13 protein-coding genes are annotated in these 18,115 nt (G+C 64.6%); 5 read left to right on the forward strand and 8 right to left on the reverse strand.

Translation table 11 applies throughout. The features are described from left to right. Positions 1-236: 236 nt before the first annotated feature. The 8 genes from AB0M88_RS41535 to AB0M88_RS41570 form a co-directional block, all read right to left on the reverse strand. Positions 237-779, reverse strand: coding sequence for a restriction endonuclease (locus tag AB0M88_RS41535; protein WP_364111633.1), 543 nt, complete (start codon positions 777-779; stop codon positions 237-239). After that, positions 776-1,681: a hypothetical protein gene (locus AB0M88_RS41540; RefSeq protein ID WP_364111635.1), complete on the reverse strand. Its 906-nt coding sequence runs from the start codon at positions 1,679-1,681 to the stop codon at positions 776-778. Before AB0M88_RS41540 ends, AB0M88_RS41535 begins: the two co-directional genes overlap by 4 nt. A 202-nt stretch (positions 1,682-1,883) precedes the next feature. Then, positions 1,884-2,654, reverse strand: coding sequence for a hypothetical protein (locus AB0M88_RS41545; RefSeq protein WP_364111637.1), 771 nt, complete (start codon positions 2,652-2,654; stop codon positions 1,884-1,886). Between the two features lie 290 nt (positions 2,655-2,944). Beyond that, complete coding sequence (locus AB0M88_RS41550) at positions 2,945-3,811, reverse strand: hypothetical protein (protein WP_364111654.1); 867 nt, start codon at positions 3,809-3,811, stop codon at positions 2,945-2,947. A gap of 409 nt (positions 3,812-4,220) precedes the next feature. Then, positions 4,221-6,980 carry an NACHT domain-containing protein gene (locus AB0M88_RS41555; RefSeq protein WP_364111639.1) on the reverse strand — a complete coding sequence of 920 codons (2,760 nt, stop codon included), beginning with the start codon at positions 6,978-6,980 and terminating at the stop codon, positions 4,221-4,223. A gap of 383 nt (positions 6,981-7,363) precedes the next feature. After that, positions 7,364-7,894 carry a DUF6262 family protein gene (locus AB0M88_RS41560; protein ID WP_364111640.1) on the reverse strand — a complete coding sequence of 177 codons (531 nt, stop codon included), beginning with the start codon at positions 7,892-7,894 and terminating at the stop codon, positions 7,364-7,366. Then, positions 7,891-10,359 carry a site-specific integrase gene (locus tag AB0M88_RS41565; protein WP_364111642.1) on the reverse strand — a complete coding sequence of 823 codons (2,469 nt, stop codon included), beginning with the start codon at positions 10,357-10,359 and terminating at the stop codon, positions 7,891-7,893. Before AB0M88_RS41565 ends, AB0M88_RS41560 begins: the two co-directional genes overlap by 4 nt. Next, on the reverse strand, positions 10,356-11,462 hold the full coding sequence (locus AB0M88_RS41570; protein WP_364111656.1) for a tyrosine-type recombinase/integrase: 1,107 nt from the start codon (positions 11,460-11,462) through the stop codon (positions 10,356-10,358). The genes AB0M88_RS41565 and AB0M88_RS41570 overlap by 4 nt, the downstream gene beginning before the upstream one ends. Positions 11,463-11,614: 152 nt before the next feature. Here AB0M88_RS41570 and AB0M88_RS41575 point away from each other — a divergent pair, with 152 nt between their 5' ends. From AB0M88_RS41575 to AB0M88_RS41595, 5 genes are all read left to right on the forward strand, one after another. Next, entirely contained in the window at positions 11,615-12,181 is a 567-nt protein-coding gene (locus AB0M88_RS41575; protein ID WP_364111644.1) for a hypothetical protein, read from the forward strand. A 148-nt stretch (positions 12,182-12,329) separates the two neighbouring features. Further along, positions 12,330-13,610 (forward strand): integrase, encoded by a 1,281-nt coding sequence (locus tag AB0M88_RS41580; RefSeq protein WP_364111658.1) that lies wholly within the window; start codon positions 12,330-12,332, stop codon positions 13,608-13,610. Continuing rightward, the gene (locus tag AB0M88_RS41585) at positions 13,607-15,337 is read left to right on the forward strand and encodes a hypothetical protein (RefSeq protein WP_364111646.1); all 1,731 of its coding nucleotides are present in this window, start codon (positions 13,607-13,609) and stop codon (positions 15,335-15,337) included. Before AB0M88_RS41580 ends, AB0M88_RS41585 begins: the two co-directional genes overlap by 4 nt. Then, the gene (locus AB0M88_RS41590) at positions 15,334-17,481 is read left to right on the forward strand and encodes a hypothetical protein (RefSeq protein ID WP_364111648.1); all 2,148 of its coding nucleotides are present in this window, start codon (positions 15,334-15,336) and stop codon (positions 17,479-17,481) included. The genes AB0M88_RS41585 and AB0M88_RS41590 overlap by 4 nt, the downstream gene beginning before the upstream one ends. After that, positions 17,478-17,921, forward strand: a complete 444-nt coding sequence (locus AB0M88_RS41595; RefSeq protein WP_364111650.1) for a hypothetical protein — start codon at positions 17,478-17,480, stop codon at positions 17,919-17,921. Before AB0M88_RS41590 ends, AB0M88_RS41595 begins: the two co-directional genes overlap by 4 nt. The last annotated feature ends 194 nt before the right edge of the window (positions 17,922-18,115 follow it).

An 18,115-nucleotide genomic window follows, 5' to 3' on the forward strand; every position in this document is an offset into this window, starting at 1 on the left:
CGACGCGACCCTCCTCAGGCAATAATAGGTCGACCGCATCGGAGTCACTGACCGTCGCGGACCAAGCGCAATGAGCCGCGGCGATACCTTGCTTTCAGGGCTACCAGCATACGTCCGTTGGATCGCGGAACCTACGGGGCGTGACGGCCGCGCCGGCACCGAGCGCGGTCGGCGGAGATCGGTGCAACAGGAATTACCGACAACAGTTACGACGATCTGGAGAGACAACATCCCCGTCAGCCAAGATGAATGGTTCCATGGGCGGTGAGGGATAAATTTCGCTGGTGCAGGAGGGCTACCAAGTCGCCAGGCTTCTCGAGTTTGTTGAGATCCTCGTCGGTGATCAGTAATATACGAATTCCTCGCACGAGTGCCGCAGCGCCGATAGCGTGACTACGGCTCCGATGTTCTTGATGTCCTGTAATTCCATTCGCTGCGGCAAGTATTCCGAGGGAGCAGCCTCGATCTGCGACAACATTGACGAAGTATCCGAGCGTCGTGCTATCGACAGGATGCGACCAGTTCTTGCACTCGACCAAGAAGAGGTCTGGCAACATCCTCAGGCCGCCGTCAACCTTTTCATTCGCGACAGTGATGTCCACCTCCTCCGTTCCATAGTGGTTGAGCGTATTCCTCTGTAGGTGACAGCCCGGCACAGATCCAAGAAGATAAGTCAGCAGGTTTTCGTAGTATCGTCCGCGACGCTCTGGAGGTCGGCCTGGATCTCCTGCTTGGCGTAAGTAGGCACCAATCCTTGCCTGAAAGAGCGGGACCGTCATCTCCCTACTCCGTGCACGATGGCGTTGCGCTCGTTATTCAAGATCTGCGCTAGGGTCCTGCCGCGCATGTCTTCCGCTAGGGCTTCGATGTCGAAGACCATCACGGTGGGCCAAGCACCTCCACTTGGCAGCCGGATTTTAAGCTTGGGATCCCAGCGATAGTAGAGCAGGATCGACCACATCGAATCGCGACTTAGTGCGTAATTATGCAATCGATCAAGAACGGCCCTGTCAAGCCGAGGCTCGCGCACAATCTTCAATTCGACCAGAAGTGGTCCCGGTATAAAGTGCTCCGTCCCCGGGACCCATGCTGCAATGTCGCCGTTTCCATCCGTGCGGGTAGCATCTTCCGCCTCCGCGCCGGCCGCGCGGAAAAGTCGCAAAGCGATTTCTTCGATGCGCCGGCTCATCACCTGCCGAGCCTCGCCGCTGCCGCCGAGTAAGCCAGTCGCGCGGAGAGCGCGCAGCTCGTCTCGGATGGAACTCAGTTCGGCGGCGTCTGTAGACCGGGATGGCGCATCGCCGGTCGAAGGACGTCCAATCGACCGTAGGAAGAGCCCAAGATGACTAACCAACGCGGGCGTGCCCACGGCTGGAGTTCGGATGGCCCGCAGCGGGGACAACGCTGGGTCCAGACGGCGCTGAGGCTCCACGATCAGCAGGACGGGCAAGCCGGCTCCTACCGCTTCGCCGATTTCGAGATAAACGGACGGTGGAGCTTCCAGTCCTTGGTCCGCAGGAAAGAGCGCACAAAGGAAGTCCACGTCCGGCAGCCAGCCGCGTCCGAGACGCGGACCGTCGAAGGCACGGGCCGGCTCAACGGGTTCAACGCCGAGCTCGGACAGCGCAGCCCGTATGAAGGACAGGTCGGTGGGACCTTCTGCGATCAGATAGCAGCGCATGGAGACAAGATAGCGACATGGTAGTTGGTGCGCCGCATCAGCCGGCGGACGCCATTGCTTTGCGTCACGCCGCCCCAGAAGCAGTCAACCAAGACTGACCTGACCGCCTCGGACTTTTGTTCTAGATGTCAAGCGCTCGGAGCGCGACATGTGATTGCCTTTGGTCGCGAACTCTATCCTGCAGAGGCGCTGCTACTTATGTCTAAGCCCCACGGGAATTTGGGCGATAAGGAATTAGTTCAAAGTCAATGTTAGGAGTAGTAAAGTTGTGATTTCGATCCCAAGCGCACCAGCGACCTTCCTGCACGCGAAGGACCAATTTGTCGAACGAAGCGATCTGCACCTGGGCGGAGTTCTCTAGGTGCACGGCGAGCGCGTCGCAGGTTGACATGACGATTCCAATGTAAATCAAGAGTGCGTTGATGGCCTGCGTCTCATGGAGAGTCCAGTGCACAACAGGGTCGTCGCTGGCTGCCGCGTTCGCGTTTAATATTACCGCACAGGTCGCAGATGTTGCCTCGACGAAAGCGGCTTCGTCGTTGGATGACGCTCGCCGGAGGCGAAGTCTTTTAAGTAAGTCTTGTTCCCTTTTGGCGAAGATCGTTTTCGATGTATCTTGGTGGGCGAATGAGTTCCTAATCTTGACGAACCTCGCAAGCACGCTGCTGAGCTCGTCCCCCTTGAACTCCCTGAACCAGGCATAAGCGGAGAAAATGAGCCGATGATCGAGGCTCGTGTCTGATAACTTCTGCGCCCTATATGCAGGCTTCGAGTACGCTAGGTGAGCGCTCCAATGGTCGCTCGGCTTAAACCCAAGGTAGTCTCCGAGGAGGCTGTCTATATTTTGCGGATTGGGTGATTGGAAGCCCTTTCCGACTGCACCTGCGATCATCGACGTCGCTCGTTGAGGAGTTCCTATGCCGGCAAGTCCAGCGAGGGTCAGGGACTCGAATGTTTCCTCGATTGCTGCCATGCTCGCCGCTACTACCGCGCGATATAACGATGTCTGACGAGCATCCGTTCGCCCCTCCCTGCCGGAGGTTGTAGGCTTTCGCTCTCGTGCGATGTCGATAAGATCGACGACTGTATAAGTGGCCTCTGTTGCCCGATTGAGAGCATCCTGCAGCGGATGAGTCTGTCCGGCCATAACCGTCCCTCGGAATCTTTGCGGTTCGACTCATACCCTATATGCTTCCCATTGCGCCGGGCCCGGTCGAGCGCACTCATCTCGGCTAAATCCGGATGTTGCCGAGTCGGCAAGCATCACGACGTGTGTGATCTCTCCCTGCTTGGGGCCAGCGGGCTGCGAGCGCCCCGCTGAACTCGCGGGGTCGTCGATGCGGCAACAGGGACGATGCGGCTGGCCGCTGCGACACGCCGCACCTTGCGACACCCGCCCGTTGACATAACGGTGCCGACGTGGCCGGCAAACCGCGGGGTGCCGGCTTCGTCGAGGACGCCGAGCAGCAGTGAGCCGATGGTGCCGGCCCGGCGGCCTTCGCCCGCCTTCCAGCCGAGGATCAAAATCTCCTGCGTACGGATGAGCGGCACCTTGGTCCACGACTCCGCCGTCCGCCGTCCAGGCCGGTAGGGGCCGTTGCGGCGCTTGGCGACGACGCCCTCCAGGCCGCCCAGCTCCGCCGCGCGCAGGATCGCCGCCCCGTCGACGCCGATGAAGTGCGGCGGCGTGCGTACCGCCGGCGTGTCCAGGGCAAGCTCGGCGAGCAGCTGGCGGCGCCGGTCGTACGGCTCGTTGACCAGGGACTTCCCGTCCAGCCACAGTAGGTCGAACACGTAGTAGACGACCGGTACCGTCTGCAGCAACGCCGTCGTGGGCCGGGCCACGTGCATGCGGGCGGCAAGCTTGGCAAAAGACGGCCGGTCACCGGCCGCCAGCGCGACGATCTCGCCATCCAGGATCGCCGGCCGATCGCTGAGCAGGGCGCCGAGCGCGCCGAGCTCGGGATAGGCGGCCGTGACGTCGTTACCATTGCGCGACAACACCCGCACCTGGCCGCCGCCGACATAGGTGATCGCCCGCACCCCGTCGTACTTGAACTCGAACGCCCAGCCCTCGCCAGACGGCAGTGGTCCGGCCCCGGCCAGCATCGGCGGGATCGCGTCGGGCATGGTCACCCGATTGAGCTACCCGGTCCTGGTCAGGACGATGCAGGCGACCGGTTAACTACTGCCGTGTAGTTCGCGATGATCCCCGCGCCAGACGCAGATGCTGTCCGTCGTGTGCCCTCGGTCGTGTGCGTCCGATGCGAGAACGGGAGTCTGCGCAGGAGGACTGGGCGACGGTGGCGAGGACCCCCCGCGGGCAATGAACGTCACTTCCGTAGGTAGTTGCTGCATCAGCCGCCGGCGAATCAGCCCCGCGACGGAGCTTTCGGCCCGCGCCTCGCTTCCAACTTCCACGAAGCTGCAAAGATCGACACTCAGGCGTCAGAGTAGCTCAACGCTATTGCGACGTTCATGCCTTGCTTCGAGTCGTTCTATCATTGGATGGCTCATACCGAAGTTCGAGATTGAGTATCTAGTCCTCTCCATTGAGCATGTCGTCGAGCAGCGCAATGCCACCCGCTCCGATCACGGAGCGAATAATGGAGCTCTGCTTGTCGTCAGCAGAAAGCATCTGCAGCAGCGAGCGGGCTGTGACTAGTTTACCGGCGGACCGTGCTCGCCGAAGCTCTTGTCGCAGCAGCCTCCGGACCTCTCGTTCCAACCCGAGCCGCCGCGCAGGTTGGCCGCTGTATTCATTCTTCCTGTCCAGTGTGGTCAGCAGTGAGGGAAGGCGATCGCCGGTACGAAACCGTCCCAGGTTGCCTGCAGGGTCTTTTCGGTCTGTCGGCAGCAGGAGCGCCTGAGTGAGGCCCCCTATTAGGTCGACCGCTCCCAACTCAGTCCGGCCGCTGTGGCGGGTGCGGGCCCATGCCACAGTTAGCGTCAAACGCGCTAAAGGAGTAAACGACGCGGCAACCGCTCGGTCAACCCTTTCGGCCGCCGCTTGGACCTTGTCCGCTTGAAGCCTGCCTTCTTCGGCGCCATTGTGGCCTTCAAAACCCCCTCCGGAAATCCGGCGGAAAAATGTTCTGTACATTTTGCCGGGCCAGCCAGCGTGCCACTGTTGCATGCCTTCGACGTGATTGACGTAAACCCATGACTTTGCCTGGATATTGCCCTCATTATTGGTCAGCTCTGCCCGCAAATCGCGAGTCCAAGCCAACGGCATCTCGTCGGTAGCGATGTCCAGCTGAGACAAGAGCCAATCTTCTAGCTCGCGGTGCCGAAATTGGAAGCCTACCCCGCTCCGCTTGACGATGCCGACCCCGTACGCCCAGTTGAGAAAGTCCTCAGCAGCACGGGCCCAGTTTCTCGTATCTGCTCGGGGGCCACTTTGCGCCAAGTCGGGCCTCAACGTGTTCGCCAATGGCGGGGCATTAACGAAAAGATTCACAGTACCATGTTCGTCCTTGCCGAGTTCGAACCTGCGCCAGTAATCGCGTTGAAATGCCGTCAGCATCAGGTACGCGTAGTTTGTCCATAACATTGGTGCTATGAATAACACTGAAGTTACGGCAGCCACGCCGACAGCGACCCGTAGCACCGCTGGCCCCGGCATTGCCAACCACAGTGGACCGGTGGCGACCAACGAGGCCGCCGCAGCAGCCAGCACACCCGAGATCGTCGCCGGCAGACTCACAAGGTAGAGCAGTCCTGAGAACATGACCTCGCGAGGTCCCGAAAAGGATCTCCGCAATGTCCTTCTCACCGTGCGGCTAGCCCGCGGAACGCCCAAGCTCGGCGTTGTCAATAGCGTCACCCCGACCGCTAACCCGGCCACGGCAAGAGCGCGCGACGGGTAAGCGATTGCGGTGAGGACGTTACGCCATGCGTGCAACGGTTCTGCCCAACCTACCCAATAGGACAACCATCCCGTGGCGGTTGCACAAATAGACACGGTGAACGCAATCAACAGGAGGAGAAGGCACGTAGACACGTATCGATACTCGTAGATCTGACCTTGAACCTGCTTCGAGGCAATGTGCGGCAATAGCTCAGAACGAGGACCTCCGTGTTCCTGTTGCACATCCAGGTAACTGGCAAGATAGCTGGCCCACTGTTCGGAGGCTTGTGAGGAATAACGCTGCTGTACAGCCAGACGCGCCCGAGCGGCTACGAAGGATTCCAGCAATGAGCGACGGACCCGCTCGCTGTGCTGCGAAGCAGTCTCACCATTTTGGAGGAGGATCACCGACGGGTCTTGCCCGTCACGCAATAGCGTGACAGCAAGGGTCATTCGCCAAGGCGTATTTAGCTGTTCCACAACTGGGCGACCGTTCTCCGATCTGATCACGGTCGCCACCTGTTCCCACTGGTCGCGTTGCTCCCGCGTCAAATGCGCAGTATTGATGTAGGTGGCAATCTGCTCCTTCGTCAGCGGATCAACAGTCACTTCTCCCGGCAGGACTAACCGCTCCGGCAGTTCGCGGTACGCGTCAGATCGGCATGTCACGACGACTGAGGCGTCGTGACGAACGGCTAGGTATTCATTAATTTTTCGGACTGCGGTGCCTGCAACCGTTCGATCAGAGTCGGTGGGGTCCATTTCATCGAGTCCGTCGAGGACCAGTACGAGTTTCCGGTCGCCGAGCAGGACCTTGGTGACCCGATCAGAGACTGCGTATCTTAACCGGAGTTCATCGGCGATCCAGTCGGCAAATTCACGAACCGCGGGGGACCACGTCGTCAGGGAGAGTTTGACCGGGGTAGGACCGCCGCCACTGCGCGCAGCATTCATTAGCTGGAACAGTAACTCGACAGCCAGAACTGTCTTGCCAGTACCTGAATTGCCTAGAATGATGATCTGGCTGTGCGAGTACGTTTCAAAGTAGGTGATGACTTCGCTTAGGGTCGATTCGTAAGTGTCCTTGCCCCGACGAATGCGCAACCGCGGCGTCCGGGAGAGTGGATCACCATAGCTGGATTGGCGAAATCCCATATCAGATTGAAAGCCCTCCCGCCGGTCAAGGCCCAGCAAGATCGAACGTTCTAGACCCACCTCATCACTGATCGCTACGCGCAGGCGTTGTTCAACGTTCGTATCTCGCCGGTTTCGGTATACATCCCAGGAGGCATAGGTGCCAACTGTCAATGCGAGTATGTTCGCCCAACCGACTACGTCAGTGAAGGTATTAGTGCTGCCGCCGGCGACGAGCGCCCAAGCGGGCGCACCGAAGGCAAGCGCAAATGCCATGGTCGCCACAACTATGGCCACCAGTTGTCGTGCCCGCATCCGCACCTCCGCGTTCGATCGTTGCAGTACAAAGATCCTCGGTGCGGAGGCGTCTCCACAATAGTCTCTGACCGATGAGCCGAGACGACAATCCAGATAGGGGATGGAGCGCTCGGCCTAACAGATCGTCCAAACCTGGCGGGCGTGGCCTATTTGGACGAAGGTGATCCGCCCTCTCACCGAGCACGGTATGCCGAAGAGGTAGCTCGATCAGGTGTGCTCATCTAGCCGCTGTCCTTGCGCGGTACGGAGGCTGCAGTCTCAAGATTCGATGAAGCGCCGGATCGTGCGGCCGATTCGCAACGAGATTTGGGCTCGTCTGACGTGTCGCCGATCGAGCTGGTCTGGGCCGGCAATCTGTGAAGACGCCCGCTCATTGAGCATCAACGGGCGTGGGTTCTGTTGAGCAGCGTCATCAAGTCTCGGTTCGCGGCTCGGGCGGCGTGTAGTTCGTCGGTGCATTCCTCGAGCTGCGCTGTCAGGTGGAGCAGGTGTTGCTCGAGTTCGAGGACGCGTTGTTGTAGTTGTGCGCTCGGATCGGGAGCGCCGATTCCGCTGGTTTGGTATGCCTGGATGCCCAGCGCGTCGGACAGTCGGTGTTCCAGGGTCTTGATCTGCCGGGCGAGCCGGGCGTTCTGAGCGTGCAGGTTTGCAAGATCGGCGTGCAAGGAGGCTGCGGAGACGGCGGTGAGTGTGGGGCTGGCCGGTTTGCGTTGTGCTTCTTGGACGGCGGTGTGCAGGTCGGGGTGACGGTGGATGAAGGAGCGGTGCACGCGGGCCGCGCGGGCTACCGACGAGACGGTGATGTCGTTCCCGGCTGCGGTCATCGCGGCTAGGGCTTGGCGGACGCGATCGCCGCGTCGTGCCGTGTCGGCCGTGCGGAAGGCGCCGAGCGCGGAGGGGGTTGCTGTCACGGCCGGCGGCCTGGAAGCCGGACGTCGACGGTGGGCGCGAGCACGGTAGGCATGCCGAGCACGACGTGCTGGCGGGTCTTACGGACGACGGCGCAGGCCGCCTCGATGTGGGAGCGTTCGTCGTCGGTCAGGTCTGTGAGGTCGGCTTCGACACGGCGGATGAGATGGCGCATCTTGGTGATCTCGGAGTCGCTGGGCGTGGCCTCGGCGCGGGCCCAGTCGTCCAGGTCGCTGGTGGCCAGCACGCGTTCCCGGTCGGCGAGGAGCCGGTCGAGGTAGGCGCGTAGCTCGGGAAGGTAGGAGGCATCGGTGCGGAAATGGCCGCAGCCGACGCAGCGCATCCGGTAGGGGCAGGCGCCGCCGCCGGCTTGCACGTTGGACGGCTCGGCGCAGACACCGAACGGGACCGCGACCTGCCCGATGCCGCGGCGCTGGTGCTCACTGTCGAGCAGTGCGCTGACCTGCCGGGCCAGCTGCATGCCGGCGCCGTCGTATTGGTAAGCGGCGAGCTGGTCGACGGCGGTGCGGGTGCGTTGTTCGGTGACCCGGTAATAGATCTGGGTGGTGTCGGTCGAGCGGTGGCCCATGAGGTCGCGCAGCACGTCCATGGGGGTGCCGGCGTCGGCGTGCCGCTGGGCGTAGCTGTGCCGGTAGGCGTAGAGCACGAGGTACTGGCGCGGGAAGACGGTGTCGTCGAGCAGGGTCGGCGGTGGTATCTCGTCGATCCACTTGCGGTGGACCTCGGACAGGGTGGTGGCGTTAATCGGCCTTGCGCCGTGAGGGTTGCGGCTCTTGGCGGGTAGCAGTACCAGGTCTTTGTCAGGTTGTCCGGGGAAGCGTTCCCGGACGCGCTGTTGTTGGTCGCGGATCAGCTGAGCGGTGCCGGCTGCGATGGGCAGCCGTCGGTCGAGGCGGTTGGCCTTGAAGTCGGTGTAGATCAGCACGTCGCGGCCGTCGGTGTCTCGCTCGATGCACTGTAGGGGCAGCTGGCAGATCTCGTTCGGTCGGCGGCCGGTGTCCATCAACAGCTCTATCGCGGTGCGGAACTCGCGTTGGCTGCGCTGCTCGATGCGGGGCAGCTCAGCATCCAGGGTTTGGATGATCTCGGCGGGAAGTGGCCGCCAGGAACGCTGGTCCGGGTCCGGCGGCAGGTCGTCGCCGCGGACGGCGAACTCACCGGGCAGGCCATGCATCGGGCCGTCGGGCTTGGTCAGCCCGACATCGCGGCATGCCGTCAGGACGGTCTTGATTTCGCGGAGCAGGCGCAGGTGCCGGGCCGGTGTGAGTTCGCCGATGTGTCGCAGATGCGCGAGCCGGGTCAGGAACGCCAGGATGTCCGAACGGCCCAGGGATTGAGGGTCGAGCCCGTCGTCGTCGCGGTGCAGGCGCAGGCTGGCCGATAGCTCGGCGACCGAGCCGACGAAGCTGCGTACGACGGCGTAGGTCTTCGTCGCCCGGCGCCGGGGCAGGTCCTCGCTGACCCACCACTTGGTTCCCGCACGCAGCCACGGCTGAGTCACGGCGGTGAAGTCGATGAACCCCGTAAGGCCAGCAACCCCCAGGTCCCACACGTCAGCCTGCTGTTCCTCCTCCCAGGTAGTCGCGGCCCGTCGGGCTTCACGCTGCAGCTGGCGCAGCAGCTTGCCGAGCATCTCGGAGAGCTCGCCGGGATCGAGCTGGTGCAGTGTGCTCGCTTCGCGCTGGCGGGCGTGGCGCGCGACCGAGTGCCACTCGTGGGGTGCGACCTTGTGGCCGCTGCCCGCGATGGCCTGCACGGCGGCCATCATCTGTAGCCGGACCAGCGGTGCCAGGCCACGTAAGTTCACCAGCCCGCTGCGCGCGATCCCGTCCTCGGTGCGACACCAGCGGAAGAAATCGAACCCGGGATCACGACGTGCACCCTTCCACCGGTGGTAATGCGACAGGCACAGCCCCTGGATGTTCGCCGCCCAGCGCAGGCAGGCCACGACCCGGCAGTCGCCCAAAGCTGACAACGGGCGCACATCCGGCTGAGCTAGGAACATCGCGAGCGTCTTTGCAGTGACCTCGCCGAAACGGGCCAACGCCTGCGACCGGTGGGAGCTGCACACGCCATCGACCCAGAGGTGTCGCGGGCGTGGGCAACCGGGCACCGTGCACGGCGAGTCGAACAGTCGGCGCCGGCGTGCACCGTCCGCATAGTCGGCGGTGACCGGCTGCTGGACGAACACCTCCAGCGGCACCATCGTACGACGCCTGCGGATCTGGCAGCTGATACACAGGCCGTCATGCCGGGTGGTGCTCACCTCACAGCCTTGAATGAGGCAGCACCGCCAGCCCAGCGTGGGGTGCTGCGGCGGCGTACGCACCAGATGCAGCGCCGGGTCCCATCCGGCCGCCGCCCAGAACTCAAGCGACAAGCTGGCCTCAAGCCGCCGCATCTCGACCGCGTCGTCAGCGTGGAAGACCAGCGCCGGCGCGGTCACGGGTGGCTACGATCTCTGTAGGAGGCGGTTCGTTCGACCGCCTCGCGCATCCGCGCTGCCGATGGATGCAGGTAAGGCTGAAGCGATCGGGTACTCGCGTGCCCGAGCAGATATTGCACCTCGTCCAAGGCGCCACCGGCGTCGAGGACATCGCTGGCGAACGCGTGGCGCAGCATGTGCGGATGGATCTTGCGATCCAGGCCTGCCCGGCCAGACAGCACCACCAGCAGCTCATTGATCGCGCCCGGCCGCATCGACACGCCAAGCGGCTCCCGGAACAAGTTGACCAGCACGAAGTCGCAGCGCTGCGCGGCCGCGCACGCGGAACGTTCCCACCAGTACGCGTCCCAGGCCTGCACGAACAGGGCGTCGACCGGCACGACACGCTCCCGCCGCGACTTGGCGAACGCCCCACGTGGTGAAGGATCCCGGCGCACCACGTGCAGGTGCTCCCGCTCCACCCGGCAGCCCAGGGCAGCGGCGTCCAGCACGAAATGCAGGTCCTGTCGGCGCAGCGAGACAAGCTCGCCTCGGCGCAGTCCGCGCGCCAAGGCCAGCACAATGAACCGGTCCCGCGCGCAGCGGCAGGCGCCGATCAACGCGACGACTTCGTCGTTGCTCGCGCGATCAACTTTGCGCTCCGGCACCGGCAGCCGATGCCGCGCCCGCGCGAGTCCACGCGGTGTGACGTTCTCACCGCGGACTTCGTCGGGAAGCCACCGATTGTCCGCCACCTCGTACAACAGACCGAGCAAGTCCGGCGGCGTCCAGCCGCACGCCACCGCATGCTTGCAGAACTCCCGCACGACCGCGACGATCGCGTTGATCCGCGCCGGACCACGGCGGCCGCCGTGCCGCAACCACAGCATGAAAGCGGTCAACCGCCGAGCGCCCTGCCACCAGTCCAGGCGAAGGTTCGCGCACCAATCCCCGTATAGCGCCAACGCCCGCGCGTACGCCTCGCTGGTGCTCTCCGCACAACCTCGCCCGAACCGCAGATGCCGAAGGAACTCCTCCGCCTGCTCCACCACACGCAGCTCGTCGTCGAGCACGGTCCAGTAGACCTGCAACGACGGCAGTCGTACCGCGAATGCCCGCATCATGATCACCTCGGCAGGGAACGGTACGACCGTGCAGGACGCCGCGAAACACCCCAACAGCAAGCTTCAAAAGGTCGTTACAACGGGACTGAACGCGACAGTGCACGACACCGGAAAGCACCCGACAGAGAGTCCCACTCATCAAGACGCAGGAAGTGATCTTGATCGGGTGGAAACCCGGCGAAGGCCGCCGCGCCGGCACCATCGGCTCCCTCCTGCTGGCCGTCTACGACCAGAACGACCTCCTCGCCTACGCCGGGCACGTGGGCACCGGGTTCACCGAGCTCGCCCTGCGCCAGCTGCAGCAGCAACTCGCCCCTATCGCTCGCAGCACTCCTGCGGTCGGCGATGTGCCGCGCGAACACGCCCGCCACGCCCACTGGGTCGAGCCCGCTTTGATCGGTGAGGTGACCCACAGAACGTGGACGCCCGAAAATCGGCTGCGCCACGCGTCCTGGCGCGGATTGCGTACTGACCGCTCGCCCAGTTCGGCGCGTCGTTCGCCGGCGCCGATTCCTGTCCCGTCGCAGGGCCAGGTTGAGGGCGCCTATCGATTCCCTGATGATCTTGTGTGTTCAAGAGGTCATCGGAGGTGTGGAGTTGGGCGAGTGGCATGTGGTGTGGGTGCCGGATCCGGGCGGCTGGGGTCCGCTGTCGGAAGCCGCGTTGGGGGTGCGGGACCTGCCGGGGGCGGTCGCTGGTCTGGGTTTGCAGGCGGGTGATCCGGTGTTTCTGGCCCCGGATTTCACCGTGGACTTGGACCTGTTGGCCTTCGTCCGGTCGAACGTCTTTCGGTGGCTGGAACGGGAGACAAAACGGAACTACGCGACGGATATTCGGCTGTTGCTGGACTTCCTGTGCTCACGTGATGTGCCGTGGCGGGAAGCGTCGGTCCGGGATCTCGCGGACTATCGGGCGTGGCGGTGCCGGGCGTCGGAGAATCCGCGGCGGATCAGCGGGGCGAAGTGGAATCGGGAGGCGGCGGCTTTCACGAAGCTGTTTCGGTGGGCTCGGGCGTCGCCGCTGCCTGTGGACGTGTCGCGGCGGGAGGATCGTGCAGCGCATGCGGTGAGCTCGCGGGTGTCGTGGCTGACGCCGCGGACCTGGGGGGCGTGGTCGAACGTCGGGCTGCGAGGCCGCACTCGTGGCGGGGCGGCGCCGTTGGACTGGGCGTCGCGGGTTGAGCTACGGAACACGTCGTTCGTGCAGTTGTTGCTGAGCTCGGGTCTGCGTCGTCAAGAGGGCGCCTCGCTGTTCACATTCGAGGTGCCGACGCAGCGGTTACGGTCCGGCCGGTACCTGCATGGTCGGGTGGCCGGCGCGGTGACCCGATCGAAGCGGGACCGGACGTTCTACGCGGGTGTAGACGCGGTGGGCCAGATCGAGGCGTACGTCCAGTCGGAACGGGCGTGGGCGGTGCAGCGGGCGCAGGAACAGGGCCGCTACGACCAGTTGCCGATGGTCCGGCGGGTCACGAACGTGTCGCGGGGTCAGGATCCGGTGGTGCGTTGGCGGGAGATGGACGGCGCTGAGGGCCGGCAGCGGCTGGGTCGATTGGGCTGGCGGGAACGGCAGTGGCTGTTCATTGATGGCCCTGACGGGCTTGAGCCGGCCTGGTTGTGGTTGACGGAGCAGGGCACGCCGATGCCGCCGGAGCAGTGGAACGGTGTGTTCCGTCAGGCGAACCTGCGCTGCGAGCAGGAGCTGCTGACGGCCGAGGAACGCGAGATCGGGCGAGGCTTCCGGACGGCGGAGGTGCGCGGCAAGACGCCGTACGCGACGCCGCACTCCTGCCGGCATTCGTTCGCGCTGTACATGCTGATCGTGCTGAACCAGTTGATGGAGGCCCGGTTCGGGCTGACCGCGGTGGACCGGCGGGACTTCGCGCTGCTGTTCGGCGACCCGTGGTTCCTGGTCAAGACGTTGCTCGGGCATTCGGATGTGGAGACCACCAAACGGCATTACCTGTCGCCGGTCACGCACCTGCAGCTCGAGTCGATCCTCGCCGCCGCCGACGAGTCGGACAGCCCCGACGGCCCGCAGCAGCGGGTAGAGGATCTGGACGAGGTGTTCTCTCGGCTGGCTCGGGAGAGCTCCGGGATTCAGGATGTGGACACGCTGGTCGAGATGCTGCCGCAGGATCGCCGATGACCGGGCGTGGACACCCGGCGCCGAGGCCACCGGCGGACTACCGGGTCGAGCCCGTCCTGACCTGGCAGGGCGTGGTGGTGACTGTGGTCAACCGTGAGGGTCTCGCCAAGTCATTCGATTTCACTGGTCTACCGGCTCCCGAGCCGATGCAGCGCTCCCTGGCCGCCGCGTTCGCCGAGCAGTCGCGCCAATGGACCAGCCATCAGAGCGCCAGCCACTACTGGGCCAAACTCGTCGTCTTTACGCGGTTCCTGTCCGAGTTCGAGCGGCCACCTCAAGACCTGCACGAGGTGAGCCTGGCGATGTTCAAACGCTGGCGCACCAAGAACATCGGGAGCAACACCGGCAGGGCTGCGCTGAGAGACATTCGGACTTTGCTGCGCCGAGATCCCCGGCTGCAGGTCGGTGCAGTCGCAGAGGAACTTGCCCGTCGCATCCCGCCGCCCGCGCCGAGCAAACAGTCATACGACGACGCGGAACGCGAGCGGGTGCGCCTGGCAGCAACACAACAGTTCCGCTCAGCGTTAACGCGCATCCGGACGAACACCAGCCTGCTGCAACGCTGGCGGACGGGGAAACTGCCGGCCGGCGGCAGCGACGAGCGCATCGGCCCGGCACTCGATCACTTGGCCCGCACCGGCGACGTTCCGCGCGGGGTCGGCCCGAGCGGCGCCCCCTACTTACTGAACCGGAGGCTGTTGGGCGGCCAGGCCGTCGAACACACATGGGGAAGACTGTTTCTTACTCGCATGGAGTTGACGGCGTTAGCGGTCCTGTTCACTGACCGGTTCGGCTGGAACATGTCCATCTTCGACCGCATGCCAACCCCGATCACCACCCCGTCGGCCGGCCAGCGGAGCTCGGTGACCTACCACGTTCAGGTGGAGAAGCGCCGCCGCGGCGGTGGCCGCTGGTTCGACACGGAAAACATCACCGACTTCGGCGCAGGCTCCCCGGGACGTCTGATCACCGAGGCGTTGGAGGCGACCGCGCACGGCCGCCGCCTGGCGCACGCGTTGGCACCCGGCGTCGATCTGTTGATGACTGCCCGCACCAGTCGGGTCGGCATGGCCGACCGGCTGCTGGACCGGCCGCGACCGGTCGGACCGCTGCACTTCGGAATCTCCGGCGTTGATGCGAAGTGGTGGGCCCAGCACCATGGGTTCGGCAGCTCACCGTTCCAGCGCACGCGCCGGACGACGGTGGTCCGTGATGGTCCGCTGCAGCACGCTCGAGGCACCCACGAGAGCGTCTACCTCCTGCCCGACAAGCGCGTCCAACAGGCGTCTCAGCAGGTCATCGTGGCTGGCGCCCAGGAAGCGCTGGACCAAGCCCGCAGCGTCGTGTTCAAGGGCCACGTCGACGCAGAGCGGGACCCGCTCCGCCAGCAGACCCCGACTGCGGACTGCGCGGACGAGAACAACAGCCCCTGGCCGGCTCCCGACGGGGGCTGCGGCGCGGACTTCCTACTCTGTCTGGCCTGCCCCAACGCTCACGTCCACCCCGGCCACCATCCTCGCCTGGCACACCTGCACCAGCAGCTGAACAGTCTGCGCTCCGCACTGCCGGACCGGCACTGGACCCCGCGCTGGAGTGAGCATCTGCAGCGGTTGGAAGACCTACGCGGCAAGGTCGGTCCCGCCGTCTGGACGACCGCGCTGACCCAGGTCACCTCGGACGACCGCACCCTGATCAGCCTGCTGCTGGAAGGACACCTCGCCCCGTGACAACCAGCCTCGGCGTCGAACCCGACCGATACGCCGTGCCCACCCCAACAGCGACCGACCCCGTCGTGCTGCCGCACCGAATAAGCCCCGACAACCGATACCCCAACTCCCGCTACGGCGACCTCACCTGGTCGCTTGGCCCGTTGATCGACAACCCCTCCGCGCAACTCAGCAACATTCGCTGGATGAGGTGTCCCGCAGGGCTACGCGAGCAAGTCAAGATGGTCGCTTGGACCATGATCAACGGGGAATTGAGAGCCACCTACGTGCAGACTCGCGGGGCAAAGGCTCGTGCCAGATGGTCGGCCGGCGCCATCCAGGACATCATCGGCGAGTGGATCCGACTGGCGCGGTGGCTGCATGAACACGAAATCACCGACCTCGCTGCCTGCACCCGAGATCACTGGCGACGCTACGTCGCCGACCGCCGCGCCGATCGCGGCACCCGCGAGCACGCCACGAAGGTGCTCGGCTGGCTGACGCATCTGTGGGCATTTGACCAGCTCTCCAGCTGCCGCATCGGCCTCGTCCAGCCCCCGTGGGAAACCGAAGGCGCCGACAACTATCTGCCCCGCGCTGCCGGTGCCAGCGGCGGCGAAAACTCCACTCAGCCTTTGGACCCGCAAGTCATTGGGCCGCTGCTGGTGTGGGCGATCCGTTTGGTCGACGACCTCGCCGACGACATCCTGGCCGCCTGGGCCGAAAACCGCCGCCTGACCTCCATCGCCGCCCAACCTTCCACCGGCGCCACCGGCCACGCCGCGCTCGAGGCATACCTGCTGCCGCTGATCGCCAATGGAACACCGCTCCCGACGACCAAGCGCCATGGCGCCGACAACCTGGCCTGCACGTTCATCGCAGCCACCACCGGCACCAACCCGGGGCAGGTCGAGCGATTCAGCCAAGCGCACGGTCTGACCGCGCTGGCCGCCCGGCGACCTGGCGGATGCCCCATGCAAGTCCCGGTCACCGGCCGGATCGACCGCAGGCCGTGGCGTGAACACCTCGACTACAACGAGGCCGGCGACCTGATGCGACAACTCGGCACCGCCGCCATGATCATCTGCCTCTACCTCACCGGCATGAGACCCCAAGAGGTTCAGGGGCTTCGTTCAGGCTGCTGCCCCGACCCTGAACCGGCCCCTGACGGCACTGCTGGCCAGCACCTCATCCGTGGCCGCCACTACAAGAACGTCACCGACGACGACGGTAACCATGTATCCGCCGGTGAGGAACGCGAGATCCCGTGGGTTGCCATCACCCCCGTCGTCCACGCCATTCGAGTCCTGGAACGCATCGTCCCTGCCGGTGAACTACTCTTCAGCGCCACTCACCACGACTTCCTGTCCCCTCGAAGCCATCCGGGGGCGTTGAAGGGGTTCACCTTGACCTCCCGAATCAGGGACTTCATCGGGTGGGCCAACCGCGAAGCTCACAGACAAGGGCTGCCTGGCCAAATCATCCCTGATGACCCGCACGGCATCATCGGACTGTCCCGGTTCAGGCGGACGCTGGCCTGGCACATCGCCCGCCGGCCCGGCGGCCTGATCGCCCTCGCGATCCAGTACGGGCACATGCGCACCGTCCTGGACGCGCGCACCTCCAGCAGCTACGCCAGCCGCAGCAGCGGCGGCCTACACAGCGTCCTCGACGTCGAAACCGCCCTCGCCGCCGCCGACACCGCCGCCCACCTCCGCGACCGCCTCGCCGCCGGCGAGAAAATATCCGGTAGCGCCGCGCGCCGCGCTCTGACCGCCGCAGCCACGGCACCCCGCTTCGAAGGCCGCCTCATCCCTGCCCAATACGCGAAGAAGGCCGCCAAGTACCTCGCCCGCGACGGCCTAGTCCTGTTCGACAACCCCCAAGCCATGCTCATCTGCGTCTTCAAACACAGCAACGCACTCTGCAACCCCGACCCCGACACGAACGCGCCCCGCCAAGACGCCTGCGAGCAAGGCTGCGGCAACGCGATCCGCACCGACACCCACGCCCGCGACCTTCGCGAAAAGGCGGACGCCCGAGACGCGCTCGCCACCCACTCACCCGGACCCCTCGGCGATCGCTTGCGCCGCGACGCCGCCCGGCTACGCGCTCTCGCCGACGCCCACGACGCCACCGCCCGCACCACTGAGGAGTTCGCGTGACTGAACAACACGACGACGAACGCGCCCGCATCCGCGCCGCGATGGACCGGCTTCTGACCGGGCAGGCCACCACCTCCAACGGCAGCCTCACCATCGTCGCCCTGGCCGCCGAGGCCGGCGTCCACCGCATGGCCCTCATCAAGCGGCACACCGACCTGAAGACCGAGTTCTACGCGCGGGTCCGCGCTGAAACCAAACAGACCCCAGAAACCGAGAAACGACTCCAGGAAGCCGTCAGAACACTCCGGACGACGGTCACGAACCAAGCCGCCGAGCTCGACAAGCTCCGGCAGCTCGTCACAAACCTGACCCTCGCCAACGCCGTTCTACGCGCTACAACTGGTCCGTCAACACCGCCGGAACCCGCCGCCGACGCTAGGAGCCTGCAAGAAGGCACCGAGGCGATGCCCGACAACGTCATCGCCTTCCCAACCCCCTGAAATGCAGCCTCGCCCGGTGACCCAACTGATCGCCGACTAATTTCCTAACAAGCCTTCGACCGGCGCGCGAGCGCACGCAGCCAGCGCACGATGCGCGATTGAGCTTCCCCCAGTTTTCCGGACACCTGAGGTGAGGTGGATGACGGCTTCCAGGAAGGATGTCGTGTCATGCCTGCTCCTCACCCTGTCGAGTT

The organism is Actinoplanes sp. NPDC051411 (assembly GCF_040682075.1).
Classification (GTDB): Bacteria; Actinomycetota; Actinomycetes; order Mycobacteriales; family Micromonosporaceae; genus Actinoplanes.